Here is a 12,913-nt window from a genome sequence, read left to right as displayed (position 1 = left end):
GACTCCATCATCATGTCCCGCCATCGCTTCGTTGCAGGCTTCATGCTCAGTGTGATCTTGCAGGCGTCGGCAGTGTCGGCAGGCGACTTTTCGGGGCCGGTCGATATCGGCAGAGGACGTTCGCTCTATCTAGAGTGCCGAGGCCACGGCAGTCCCACCGTCATTCTCGAAGCAGGCGCGCTCAGCCGCGCCGACGTCTGGAGCCGCGACAAGCTCGATCCCGCTGGCTCGCGAACCATGGTGCTGCCGGGCGTGGCCGCCTTCACGCGCGTCTGCGCGTACGACCGCCCCGGCACGCTCCTCGAAGTCGATCCGAAGCTCGATCCGAATGGTCCGCTGTTTCTGCCGAGCCGCAGCACGCCGGTGCCCCAGCCGCGAACCGCGCGCGACAGGGTCGCCGATCTCCACGCGCTGCTGACAGCCGCCAAAATTCCCGGACCTTATGTGCTCGTCGGACATTCCGCCGGCGGCCTCATCACGCGCCTCTATGCGAGCATCTATCCCGATGATGTCGTGGGCATGGTGTTGATCGACACGACGCCGGAGAATGTCTGGCTACGCTTTCACCAAGCGCTCCCGCCTGCGCAATGGAACACGTTCGAAGCACTCACGGTGAAGAATCAGGCGTTGCTCGATGCATATCCGGAAGCGGAGCAATGGTGGACCGCACCGCTCGAGAGCGACGCCTCGATCCGTCAAGTGCGCGAAGCACGAGCGCACACGCCGATGCGCCCGATACCGCTCTTCGTCCTCGTTCACGGCATTCCCTTTGCGGCGCCGTTTCCCGGATGGCCGAGCGGCAAGATGGAAGCGATCTTGAGCGGCTTGCACGAGGACCTCGCGCATATGACACCCGATGCGAAACTCGTCGTCGCGAAGAAGAGCGGGCACGACGTCCATCAGGATCAGCCGGAGCTGGTTATCGCTGCGATACGCCGGGTCGTCGATGCGGTGCGCGACCCTTCGACATGGAAGGCCGACTCGCGAAAGTCGCCGTAGAAACGACTGCGTGCGGAGCGATAAAACGGAGAACATAGCGGTTTAATTCTTGCATCGTACAAGATGTTTTTTCTGCTATCGGGTTTACATCAACATCAGAACAAAGTAATCTTTCCCCGCTGAATCATGCCCGGCCATGCTTAACCCCGGCTGGACTGAAACACGCTCGATAGTCAGCAATTTCGACTTCCCGAAGCGTCAAGCGCTGCACAAGTTACCGATGACCGGCTTCCCGTGAATTCGTCGTCGTCATCGATCGTCTGGCATCGATTTGCCCGGCGGCCCCGCAATTCGAATGCATGCCAGTCATGCGCCCGGATTTGCATCAGCGAGTCTGCACTGCCCCTGGTTGTCCCGACGCCCTGCTTCGCGCCGGCCAACCGTTTTCAACATCGGGCAGTCATTCGGATCACTAATGACCGTTCGCGAGAACATCGGAGACGCCTGCGCGTGGCCGGTGTGCGCGTCGCTTCGTCCGCTCGCTGAGAAACGTATCCGTCAGTCGCTCGCGTCGCAGTGTGAACGCGTCCCCCTATTCGTCATCCTAATTGATATGAAGAATCGATTCCTTCCCTCGCTTTCCGGTTCGCTCGTCGCAGCAATGTTGACGAGCGTGATGCTTACTGCATGCGGTGGCGGAAGCGACAGCGCCGTCGATACCGCCGCGACCGGCAAGAGCGCCGCGCTGCCGAAGTCGACCGCGAAGGCCGCGAGCGGCAATGGCTCGATCTTCTACGGCATGAACGGCCACAACACCAACGGCGGCGCATACGATTTCACGAGTCCGCAAACGCAGCTTGCGCAACTGCAGGAACTCGGCGCGACGATCTATCGCAACGACGTGTACAGCCAGACATCGGCGAACATGCTGGCCGGCATCGCGAAGACGATGGAGGACGGCGGCGTGACGATGTATCCGGTGATGCTCCTCACCCTCAACTACAACAGTGAGAACGAGGCCTACGACGCGGGCTTCAAACTCGGCCAGCTGACCGCGAAAAGTTATCCCTACAAGTACTACGAAGTCGGCAACGAACTGGAGGCGAAGGCGCTCAACGGCAATGTCGACGGCACGGTCTGGCATCAGTACAACAACTGGAGCTTCATGCTCGCGCGCGGCGTGATGCGCGGCATGATCGCGGGCGTGAAGTCGGTCGACGCTTCGGCGAAGATCGTGCTGGGCGGCACATGGCTGCACACCGCGTTCTTCCAGATGCTCGCCGATGGCTCGCAGCCCGACGGCACCTGGGGTCATCCGACCGTGAACTGGGACGTCACCTCGTGGCACTGGTATTCGAGCCAGGGTGACATCACGCACGCATGCGGCGGCACCGGTTGCCATGACGTGCTGCAGATATTGCACGACATGGGCAAGCCGATCTGGATCAACGAGTTCGGCGTGCGTCCGGATTACGGCTCGTACAACCAGATCGCCGCATACATAACGGGCAACACGATGATGGCGCAGTTCGCGAGCGTCGCGTCGAAGTACAACATCCAGTCGATTCAGGCCTTCCAGCTCTACGATGACGGCGAAGGCGCCTACGGGCTTCTCGAAGGCGACGGCGCCTCGAAGAAGGCGGCCTATTGGGCGTACAAGGACTTCGTGCAGAACCACCCGATGTAAGCCCACCCGCGGTAAGAATCGGAAAGGCGCGCACGTTCAAGCGTGCGCGCGAACCCGCCGTTATCGCGGCTTGCGAGAATCGGATAACAACGGGGGAATCGATGCAGATCAACAGTGCGGGCACGACCGCTTATACGAGCGCCGATGCGCCTTTGCCGCGCCGCCCCGCCTCCGCCGATGTCGCGCAAGACGCACACGACGACAGCACCGAAACGCTGCCCACCGCAGACCCATCGCCGGTGAAGTCCTTTACCTATGGCGCGCTCGGCCTCGAGCGCCCCGAAGTCCAGGCGACCGATACGGGCGGCTTCTATACCGCCGGCAAATGGGTCGCGGCGGCCGTGACCATCGGCGGCATCGTGTCGTTGTTCGTTTGATGAGCACGCTCGCGAATTAATAGCTGGAAACAACTTGCCGGATTGGCGCTTTGCTCCGCATATCGACGCGCGGCGCATTGCAGGAGGATGTCGATGCGCGGTCTTCAAAGAACAGACCGCGTTCCTTCCTTAGACTCAACGCCAGGTCATGCAAGCTCAACATTCCAGCCCTCTCCGTCTCCGCTTCGTGCGCCGTGCACTCGTCGCCGTATCGCTCATCGCGCCGATGCTGTCCGCGTCGGCGCAAGATCTGCCCGACGTCTGCTCCGCGCTGAAGACGATCGTCTCCACACCTTCTTTCGACGCGCTCGCCAAAGAGCGCGCGATGCTGCCCGCGGGTTCGCCGGGCCAGGGCACATGCAAAGGCAGCGCGCATATCTATGACTGCCGCTGGCGAGCGCATTGGGGTCCGGACGGCGTCGTCGGCGATCCGCTGCAAGAACTGGGCGCGGACATCGCCGCCTGCTTTCCCGACGTGCGCCACGACGTGAATACGCCCGCGCGCCAGCACTTCTCCCTGCGCGATGTGGCCGACCGGCGCGTGACGATGACCGCCACGATTCAGGCGCCGAACACGCTGCGCCTGCTCGTCGTGCGATAAGCCGTATCGACGGCAAAGGTCATGGTCAGAACGCTCATCGCGCGTGCGCTGCTGGCCACCGGCACGCTCGCGCTTTCCGGCTGCACGTGGACCCTGATCACTGCCGCCGACGCCGCGGGATCGCTGGTGCAGGCGGGCTTCACGGTCGCATCGAACTATTCGTCGCCGACTTCGGTCACGGGCTCGCCTGCCGCGTTGCAATCCGTCTGCATCGAGTTGAATCGCAGCGTCGCGACCGGCGACTTCGTGCCCGTGCTGCAAGTCGCCTTGCAGCGGCGCGGCGTCGATTCGATGGTCTATAACCCCGGCACGTCGCCGCCCGGCTGCGAGGCGATGCTCGTCTACGCCGCGACGACGCGCTGGGACAAGCACGCGTTCAGCAGCGAGCCGGTGTCGTATCTGTCGGCGATCGATCTCACGCTCGTGCGGCAAGGGCAGATTCTCGTGACCGCGCGCTACGACACGAATGGCCTGAACGTCGATCGCTTCGCGAGCGCGCGGCAGAAGCTCGACGCGCTGGTGGACCGCATGGTGGTGTCGCGCATGCCGTGACGCGCGTTCCTTACCACATCTTTCCGATGCGATCGCGCGCGCGAAAGCGGTGCTAATCTGCCCTCGCTGTTGCTTTTGACCGATCCCTCTTGCGGCTCGCCATCGTTCTTCTGGCGAGCCGTCTTTTTTTGTCGCGATCAAAGCGGATGCCGGTAACGCGCGCGCAGTCCGCCGTCGATGTTCTCCAGCACGAAGTGGCCGCCGCTGCGACGCGCTGTTTCCGACACGATCGACAGACCGAGCCCGCTGCCCGATGAACGCGTGCCCGGAATCCGATAGAAAGGTTCGAGCACGCGCGATAGCTGATCCTCGGGAATGCCCGGCCCGGAATCCTTCACCTCGAGCAGCAGGTCGTCGCCGTTGAACGTGACGGACACATCCACTCTGCCGCCCGGCGGCGTGTAGCGCACCGCATTGTCGACGAGATTGCGCAACACGACAGCGAGCGCGGGCGCGTCGGCGACCACCGCGACATCATCGACGTGATCGAGCCCGAGATCGACCTGCTTGTCCTCGGCCATGTTCACGGTCTGGATCACCACATCGCTTGCGAGCTCACGCAGCGATACGACGGACGGCTTCATCGACGAGCCATGCTGGGAACGCGCCAGCGCGAGAAGCTGTTCGACGAGGCGTGCCGTCCGCCGTATCGCCGCATGAAACGTGACCAGTCTCTCGCGCGCCACGACTGCCGAGTCCGCTGCGCCGAGATGCTCCGCCTGCAAGGAGAGCGCGGCAAGCGGCGAGCGCAATTCGTGCGCCGCGTCGGCGATGAAGCGGCGCTGCTGGGTCATCGCCTCCTTGAGCCGGCCGATGAGCCGGTTGATCGACGTGACGAAGGGAAGCAGTTCCTTCGGGATGTCTTCCTCGGACAGCGCTTCGAGCGTCGCATCGTCCTGCCGGTCCACGACAAGGGCGAGGCGCCGCACGGGCAACAGCATCCGGCGCACGAGAAAGACGACCAGCGCGACGAGGACGGGCGTCAGGGCGAGCATCGGAAACAGCGTTCTCATCGCGCCGTCCGACGCGATCTCGTCGCGGATCATCGACAGCTCCGCGACCGCGATCCGCTCGCCTGAATGCAAGGTGCGGACATCGACACGCCAGCTTTGGCCGCGCGATTCCAGGTTGTGCAGTCCGTCCGGCAGCGTGGCCGGAACCGCGATCGGGGCCGTCGCATGCGTGCCGTCCGAAGACGGCTCCAGCCGCGCGATGACGAGCCGCACGTCCGAATCCTGGCTGCCCTGCCACGCGACGTCGCTCGTATCGAGAACGAGCTTTCTCGCGTCGATCAGCGCGCCGATCTCCCGAAGATGGCCGTCCTGGAGCTTGTTGGCCTCGTGATAGGCGGCGGCAAAGGACACACCGCCCGCGGCCACGCTCAGCGCCACGACGACCGACGCGATCCACCACGTGAGTCGCGAAGTCATGGACCGGGGCGAGCGACTCTGTCGAGCATCCATTCGACACCTCATGTTTATCTATTCGCAAGGCTCTATTTTTTCCGAATGGCGTGAAGCGGTCATGCACGCACACCGCTTCGCCCGGTGCCCGACATCGTAAAGCATGCGAATGCTTTTCCCGCATCCCGGCGGATGGTAGAGTGACCAAAGTGGTCGGACCAGTGGGGCATACCATGCATGAAGACAACCAGGAAGACGCACTGCAGATCGCGGATGCCGTCGCGGGACGCATCGAGGGCCTGATCGTCGACGGCGTGCTGAAGCCCGGCCAGGCGCTGCCTTCCGAACGGCGCCTGACCGCGAAACTGGGCGTGTCGCGGTCCGCCGTGCGGGAGGGGCTGAAGGTGCTGCGCACGCGCGGCATCATCGAGACCTCGCATGGACGCGGTTCTTTCGTCGCCGCGCTGACCGCGCAACCCGCCCTCACGCCGATGATGCATTTGCTCGGCTCGCAGCCGCGCACGCTGTACGACATCTTCGAAGTCCGCGAGATGCTCGAAGCCGAATCGGCGCGCCTTGCCGCCTTGCGCGGCACGCAGGCGGATTTCGCGCTGATCACCCGCCGCTACGAGGAAATGCTCGCGGCGAACGCGGGCGACGTGTGCGAATCGGCTCGCGCGCGGCTCGACTACAACTTCCATCTCTCGATCAGCGAGGCATCGCACAACCCCGTGCTCGTACATACGCTGAGCTCGCTCACGGATCTGCTGCTGAGCTCGGTCTTCGCATCGGTCAACAATCTTTACCATCGCGAGGCGCAGAAGCGCGTCATCGACAAGCAGCACGCCCGTCTCTACAAGGCCGTGCTCGGCAAGCAGCCCGAGCAGGCGCGCAAGGCCGCGAGCACGCATATCACCACGACGACCGCCGTCATGCGCGAAATCGAGGCGGAGGAACAGCGGCTCGTGCGCGCGACGCTGCGCCTCGAGGGCTGGAAATGAGCCTCGGCGCGCCCGCGCAGGCGCGAGAGCGCACACGCGTGCCGAAAGCCGCGCGCCCTCGCCGCCATTGATTCCGGCGTGAAGCGGGGCCTGGCACGGCAAAAATAAGTGGTCGGACCAGTGGTTCGACATCTCGACAAGTCTCCTGCCGGCGCGGAACAATGCGCAGCAGCAAAGCCAGTAGCGGCGTCAAGCCGCACGAATCAGGAGACTTACGATGAACCCGCACACCCCATCGGGCGCGTCCGCGCCCATCTCATCCGTCACGACCGCGTTCGAGAATGCGACCTACGCGAAAGTGACCTGGCGCCTCTTGCCCTTTCTTTTCATCTGCTACGTCGCGGCGTATCTGGATCGCGTCAATGTCGGCTTCGCGAAGTTGCAGATGCTCAACGACCTGAAGTTCAGCGAGTCGGTCTACGGACTCGGCGCGGGCATCTTCTTCATCGGCTATTTCCTGTTCGAGGTGCCGAGCAATATCCTGTTGCATCGCGTGGGCGCGCGCGTGTGGATCAGCCGCATCATGGTGACGTGGGCGGTCGTGTCGGCGGCTTCGCTCTTCGTGACGACGCCCACAATGTTCTATACGCTGCGCTTTCTGCTCGGCGTCGCGGAGGCCGGGTTCTTCCCCGGCATCGTGCTCTATCTGACGTACTGGTATCCGTCGATGCGCCGCGGCCGCATGAACGCGCTCTTCATGATCGGCATTCCGGTCGCGGGGGTGGTCGGCGGCCCGTTGTCGGGCTGGATCATGCAGGTGTTCAACGGCGTGCACGGTCTGTCGAACTGGCAATGGCTCTTCCTGCTCGAAGCGATTCCGTCGCTCGTGCTTGGCATCGCCACGCTGTTCATGCTGCCCAACGGCATCCGCGCGGCATCGTGGCTGAACGAACAGGAAAAGCAGCTTCTCGAAGACAACATCTCGCGCGATGAATCCGCCGGCGCCGATCATTCGCTGAAGCACGTCGTGTCGAACGGACGTGTATGGCGTCTCGCCGCGATCTACTTCTGCTGCATGATGGGTCTCTACGGCGTGAGCTTCTACCTGCCCACGCTCATCAAGGCGGCGGGCGTGAAGGATGCGCTGGATGTCGGCCTGTTCACGGCGATTCCCTATGCGGTCGCGATCGTGTCGATGATCCTCGTCGCGCGTTCGTCCGACCGCCGCAACGAGCGCCGCTGGCATCTCGCGCTGGCGGCCGTCGCGGCGGCGCTGGGCTTCTATGCGAGCACGCTGCACACGGGCAATCTGACGCTCGCTCTCGTCACCTTGTCGGTCGGCACGGCGGGCGTGTTGTCGATGATGCCGGTCTTCTGGACCTATCCGAGCGGCGTGCTGGCCGGCACCGCAGCCGCCGCGGGCATCGCGATGATCAACTCGATCGGCAACCTCGCGGGCTTCGTCAGTCCGTCGATTATCGGCTGGATGAAGGACGTCACGCACAGCACGAACGCGGGTCTCGTCGTCGTCGCGGGCGCGCTCGTCGTCGGGGCGGTGCTGACGCTCACGCAGCGCGCGGCAGCCGCATCGCCGGCGGAGTCGTCGTCTTCGGAACCGCACCGGGCCTGAGACCATCATGTCCACGACCGCCCCTTCCGCTCTTCCCTTCGGGGAGTCGCGCCAAAGCTTGCTCGCGTCGCTCGGTGACATCGTCGGCGCGCGCAACGTGCTCACCGGCGATGGAGAAACGCGCCGCTACCGCACCGGCTACCGCTTCGGCGCGGGCCGCGTGCTGGCGGTCGTGCGCCCCGGCTCGCTCGTCGAGCAATGGCGGATTCTCGCCGCCTGCGTCGCCGCGCGCACGATCGTCATCACGCAGGCGTCGAACACGGGCCTCACCGGCGGCTCGACGCCCGATGGCGACGCCTACGATCGCGATGTCGTCATCGTCAGCACGACGCGCATCAAACGTGTTCATGTGCTCAAGGGCGGCGCGCAGGTGGTCTGCATCGGCGGCACGACGCTCGATCAACTGGAGCGCACGCTGAAGCCGCTCGGACGCGAGCCGCATTCGGTCATCGGCTCGTCGTGCATCGGCGCGTCGGTGCTGGGCGGCATCAGCAACAACTCGGGCGGCTCGCTCGTGCATCGCGGACCGGCTTATACGGAGATGGCGCTGTTCGCCGCCGTCGATGCCACCGGCATGCCGCGCCTCGTGAATCATCTCGGCATCGAGCTCGGCGGCACGCCCGAAGAGATTCTGTCGCGCATCGAAAACGGCACATTCGACGATGCCGACATTCGCGACGGCGCGGCCGCGTCGGATCACGAATACGCGACCCACGTGCGCGATGTCGATGCGTCCACGCCCGCGCGCTTCAACGCCGATCCGCGACGCCTCTTCGAGGCATCCGGTTCCGCGGGCAAGGTGATGACCTTCGCGGTGCGTCTCGACACGTTCGCGGCGGAGAAAGGCGCGAAGGTGTTCTACGTCGGCACGAACGATACGAGCGTGCTCACCGATATCCGTCGCCACGCGCTCGCGAATTTCGCGCATCTGCCGATCGCGGGCGAATACCTTCATCGCGACGCGTTCGATGTGGCGCGCAAGTATGGGAAGGACCTTTTCGTCATCATCGACAAGTTCGGCACGGACCGGCTGCCGCTGTTCTTCAGTCTCAAGACGCGTTGCGATGCGTGGTTCGAGCGTCTCGGCTTCATGCCGAAGCATCTGAGCGATCGCGTGCTGCAATGGGTGAGCGAGCGTCTGCCCGATCATCTGCCCGCGAGAATCAACGCGTATCGCGAGCAGTACGAGCATCATCTGATGCTGAAGGTGCCGGCTGCGGGCATCGACGAAGCGCGCGCGTTTCTGTCGACGCGTTTCGCGGACGGCGGCGGCGCGTACTTCGAATGCAGCGATGAAGAAGGCCGCAAGGCATTCCTGCATCGTTTTGCGGCGGCGAGCGCGGCGGTGCGCTATCGCGCGGTGCATCATCGTGAAGTGGAGGATATCGTCGCGCTCGATATCGCGTTACGCCGCAACGATCGCGACTGGTTCGAGCGCTTGCCCGAGCGGATCGAACGTCCCGTCATTCTGAAGCTGTATTACGGGCACTTTCTGTGTCACGTGTTTCATCAGGATTACATCGTCGTCAAGGGCAACGACTGCATGGCGCTCGAGCACGAGATGCTCGAATTGCTCGATGAACGCGGCGCCGAGTATCCCGCGGAGCATAACGTCGGGCATCTTTACGAGGCGAAGCCGCAGCTTGCGGCGTTTTATCAAGACCTCGATCCGTGCAATTGCTTCAATCCGGGGATAGGGAAGATGTCGAAGTTCGCGGCGTATCGGGAGAGCGCGGCCGAGGCTTGAACGCGCGGTCTACGCGACCAGCTTCGCCCGCAACATGCCCACGTCCGCGCTGCTCATCGACAAGCCCTGCGCCAGATAATTGCTCAACGTGCCGAAGCCGCGATGCATCTCCTCGAACGCCGCTTCGATCGTCGCGCTCTGCGCCTGATAAAGCGGCGCGACCACCGACACATCGGTTCCGAGTCGCGCCGCATGCGCTTTCATGCGCGTATCGATCTGCGTCTGCGCCGCCGTGTTCGTCACCAGATAGTCCTGGATGATGACGTCGAGCGGCACATCGGCGATCGCGAGCAGAAGCGCCGCCGCCCATCCGGTGCGATCCTTGCCCGCCGTGCCGTGCATGACCTGCGAACCCGACACACGCGCGAGCCTCGTCAAAAGCACACCGAATTGAAGACGCGCGACCGCGTCGGTGACGAGCTGGCGCTGGCGCTCGCTCATCCACGCGCTGGCCGATGCCGCATCGGCGGGCATCGCCGTGGCAACATCGATGGGCGCGACTTCGTGCGTTTCGCGCACGGCGTTCGCGGGCACGCGATCCGGCGCGAGCGATGATTCGCTCACCACGCGCAGGTCATGCACCGCGCGCAGCGAGAGCCGTGCGAGCGCGGCCGCGTCCGCATCGTCGGGCGTGAGCGCGCCGGAGCGATAGAACACGCCACGCCGCACGCGACGGCCATCGACGGTCGGATAGCCTTCGCCCATGCCGGCCACGTCGCGAAAGTTTTCGATCGATGCGAGCGCCGGCGTCTGCATCGCGGGTTGATCGTCGCTAGCGCCGCCGCACGCCGATAACAACGCGCTCGCGCCGAAGGTCGTCGATATGAGCGCGCCGCGAATAAAGGCACGGCGCGACAGCGGCGCCGAATGCATGGTCGAAGCAGACATCATGTTTCTTCAAAGGGAATGACGATGCGCACGATCAGCCCGCCGTCCTCGGCATTGCCGATCTCGCAGCGGCCGCGTTGCTCGCGCGCCAGACGTTCGACGATGGCAAGGCCCAGCCCGCAATGGCCGTTGCCGCTGCGCGCCGGATCGAGCCGAACGAAGGGCCGCAAGACATCGCCGAGACGCTCGTCGGGAATGCCGGGACCGTGGTCGCGCACTTCGATCAGCCAGTCGCCGTCGCGCCGCGCGGTGCTGATTTCGACAGGCGGTTCGCCATGCTCCAGCGCGTTATCGACGAGATTCGTCATCAGGCGGTCGATGAAGGTGCGCGGCAGCATGAACGCATCGCCCGCTTCAAGCGACAGCGTGAACAACGGCGCGTCGCCATCTTCGGGCGATGCGAACTGCTCCGCGATGAACGCATCGACACCGGTCTTCGTGCTTTCGGACGACGAGCGGCCCGCGAACTCGAGGAACTGCTGAACGATGCGCGTCATCGAATCGATATCGCGCAGGAAGTGCGCGCGCTCGCGTTCGTCCTTCGCGAGCACGGACGCGCGCAAGGAAAGACGCGTGAGCGGCGCTTTCAGATCGTGCGCGATGCCGGCGAGCATCACCGCGCGATCGTCGTCCGCGTCGGTGAGCTTCTTCATCATCTGGTTGAACGCGCCGATGAGTTCGCGCAACTCGCGTGGCCCGTTTTCATCGACGGGCACGGGCCGCTCGCCGCCGCCGAAGCGCCGTGCGGCCTGCGCGACGCGCGCGAGCGGCCGCTGCATTTGCCACGTCGCGAAGAGCGAGAGCACGAGCGCGCCGGCGAGCAGCACGACCGCCTCCATCATGAACGGCGCGGGCGGCGGCAAGTCGATCGGCGCGACGATCCACACGTTGCTCGACGGATAGCGCACCCAGAGCCGCGATGTGTGATGGGCATCGATATCGACGGCGATTTGCGAGCCCTGCGGCAAGCCATCGGCGATCTGACGCGCGAGATGCGCGTGCCGTGTCTTGCGAGGATCGCGCAGCGTCAGCGGCTCGGGCATGTTCCACACGGGCACGACATGCACACGCGTTTCGCGCATCAGCCGGCCGCCGAGCGCGACATCGTTATGCGCCGCTTCCAGCACGATCAGCAACGCGCGCGCGTAACCATCGGCTTCCTTGTGCGGGCCTTGCACGTGAAGAATCGCGAACCATCCGCCCTGCAGCGCAAGCAGCACGCAAACCGACACGAGCGCCATGCGACCGAAAAGCGTGTCGATGAAACCGCGCGGCGCGCGCGTCATCGCGCTCACGGCGCTCATGCTTCGATCCGGTGCGATGGCGAGCCGTTTGCGTCGGGCACGAACACATAGCCTTGTCCGCGCACCGTCTGCACATGACGCGGACGCGAAGGATCGTCCTCGATGATGCGGCGCAGACGCCAGATCGGCACATCGAGGCCGCGATCGCGAAACGCCAGATCGTCGCGATGCACGAGATCGTGGATCAGCACGCGCGAGAGCACCTTGTACGGATGCTTGATGAACACCTTGAGCAGCGCGAACTCGCTGTCGCGCAGCGCGATGCGCTCGCCGTCGCACAGAAGCGAACGCGTCACGAAGTCCACTTCGAAGCGCCCGAAGCGTTCACGCGGCGCGCGTTCGGGACGGCTCGGCGCACTCGCGCGCCGCCTGAGCACCGCTTCGATGCGCGCGAGCAGTTCGCCCGGATCGAAGGGCTTGGAAAGATAGTCGTCCGCGCCCGATTGCAGTCCCGCGATTTTCTGCGCGACGCTGTCGCAACCGGTCACGAAGATCACCGGAATGTCCTCACCCGCCGCGCGCAAGTCGCGCAACGCGCGCAGGCCGTCCGTGTCCGGCATCATGATGTCGAGCACGACGATGGACGGACGCTCGAGCTCCAGCCGTCGACGCAGCCCGGCGCCATCGTGCAGCACGGAAACGTCGATGCCTCGCGCGTTGAGGAAGCGGCGCAGCAGGTCGCGCACCGCGGGATCGTCGTCGACGATGAGAACCGATGTAGACATCTCGAAATTCTATTCGGACGTTATGTAAATACCGCGCGTCGCGCTCGCGTCCGGTCATTACCGATGTTTACGCGCTGCATCTTTCACGCGACGAAGCCGCGAAGCACGCGCGTGCTATT

At 64.3% G+C, this 12,913-nt stretch carries 12 protein-coding genes; 8 read left to right on the top strand and 4 right to left on the bottom strand.

Features of this window, described 5'->3' with window-relative positions:
• Positions 1–12 precede the first annotated feature (12 nt).
• The 5 genes from AWB78_RS19085 (at position 13) to AWB78_RS19065 (ending at position 4,156) form a co-directional block, all read left to right on the top strand.
• Positions 13–999 (top strand): alpha/beta fold hydrolase, encoded by a 987-nt coding sequence (locus AWB78_RS19085; RefSeq protein WP_062607038.1) that lies wholly within the window; start codon positions 13–15, stop codon positions 997–999.
• A 616-nt stretch (positions 1,000–1,615) separates the two neighbouring features.
• Entirely contained in the window at positions 1,616–2,626 is a 1,011-nt protein-coding gene (locus AWB78_RS19080) for a lipopolysaccharide biosynthesis protein (protein WP_232477744.1), read from the top strand.
• Between the two features lie 101 nt (positions 2,627–2,727).
• Positions 2,728–3,003: a hypothetical protein gene (locus AWB78_RS19075; RefSeq protein WP_062607034.1), complete on the top strand. Its 276-nt coding sequence runs from the start codon at positions 2,728–2,730 to the stop codon at positions 3,001–3,003.
• Between the two features lie 148 nt (positions 3,004–3,151).
• On the top strand, positions 3,152–3,604 hold the full coding sequence (locus AWB78_RS19070; RefSeq protein ID WP_062607031.1) for a hypothetical protein: 453 nt from the start codon (positions 3,152–3,154) through the stop codon (positions 3,602–3,604).
• A 21-nt stretch (positions 3,605–3,625) separates the two neighbouring features.
• Positions 3,626–4,156 (top strand): hypothetical protein, encoded by a 531-nt coding sequence (locus AWB78_RS19065; RefSeq protein WP_062607029.1) that lies wholly within the window; start codon positions 3,626–3,628, stop codon positions 4,154–4,156.
• Between the two features lie 137 nt (positions 4,157–4,293).
• Here the strand turns inward: AWB78_RS19065 and AWB78_RS19060 are convergent, their stop codons facing one another.
• A complete protein-coding gene (locus AWB78_RS19060) occupies positions 4,294–5,586 on the bottom strand; it encodes an ATP-binding protein (protein WP_062607027.1) in 1,293 nt (430 codons plus the stop codon).
• Positions 5,587–5,792: 206 nt separating this feature from the next.
• On the opposite strand from AWB78_RS19060, the gene glcC reads away from it, so the two are divergent.
• The 3 genes from glcC to dld all read left to right on the top strand — a co-directional run bounded on the left by glcC (position 5,793) and on the right by dld (position 9,877).
• Positions 5,793–6,560 carry a transcriptional regulator GlcC gene (gene glcC, locus AWB78_RS19055; protein WP_062607025.1) on the top strand — a complete coding sequence of 256 codons (768 nt, stop codon included), beginning with the start codon at positions 5,793–5,795 and terminating at the stop codon, positions 6,558–6,560.
• A gap of 217 nt (positions 6,561–6,777) precedes the next feature.
• Entirely contained in the window at positions 6,778–8,130 is a 1,353-nt protein-coding gene (locus AWB78_RS19050) for an MFS transporter (protein WP_062607022.1), read from the top strand.
• Between the two features lie 7 nt (positions 8,131–8,137).
• On the top strand, positions 8,138–9,877 hold the full coding sequence (dld, locus tag AWB78_RS19045; protein WP_062607020.1) for a D-lactate dehydrogenase: 1,740 nt from the start codon (positions 8,138–8,140) through the stop codon (positions 9,875–9,877).
• Between the two features lie 9 nt (positions 9,878–9,886).
• Here dld and AWB78_RS19040 read toward each other — a convergent pair whose 3' ends face one another.
• Genes AWB78_RS19040 through AWB78_RS19030 form a run of 3 tightly spaced genes read right to left on the bottom strand, consistent with a single transcriptional unit; the run spans position 9,887 to position 12,794 of the window.
• Positions 9,887–10,768, bottom strand: coding sequence for a tyrosine-protein phosphatase (locus tag AWB78_RS19040; protein ID WP_062607019.1), 882 nt, complete (start codon positions 10,766–10,768; stop codon positions 9,887–9,889).
• Entirely contained in the window at positions 10,765–12,069 is a 1,305-nt protein-coding gene (locus tag AWB78_RS19035; protein ID WP_062607017.1) for an ATP-binding protein, read from the bottom strand. The genes AWB78_RS19040 and AWB78_RS19035 overlap by 4 nt, the downstream gene beginning before the upstream one ends.
• Positions 12,066–12,794 carry a response regulator gene (locus tag AWB78_RS19030; protein ID WP_062607016.1) on the bottom strand — a complete coding sequence of 243 codons (729 nt, stop codon included), beginning with the start codon at positions 12,792–12,794 and terminating at the stop codon, positions 12,066–12,068. Before AWB78_RS19030 ends, AWB78_RS19035 begins: the two co-directional genes overlap by 4 nt.
• Positions 12,795–12,913: the final 119 nt, after the last annotated feature.

Source organism: Caballeronia calidae (assembly GCF_900044055.2).
Lineage (GTDB): Bacteria > Pseudomonadota > Gammaproteobacteria > Burkholderiales > Burkholderiaceae > Caballeronia > Caballeronia calidae.
Note: the sequence above shows the minus strand (reverse complement) of the source record. Positions and strands in the feature narration are given on the sequence as shown.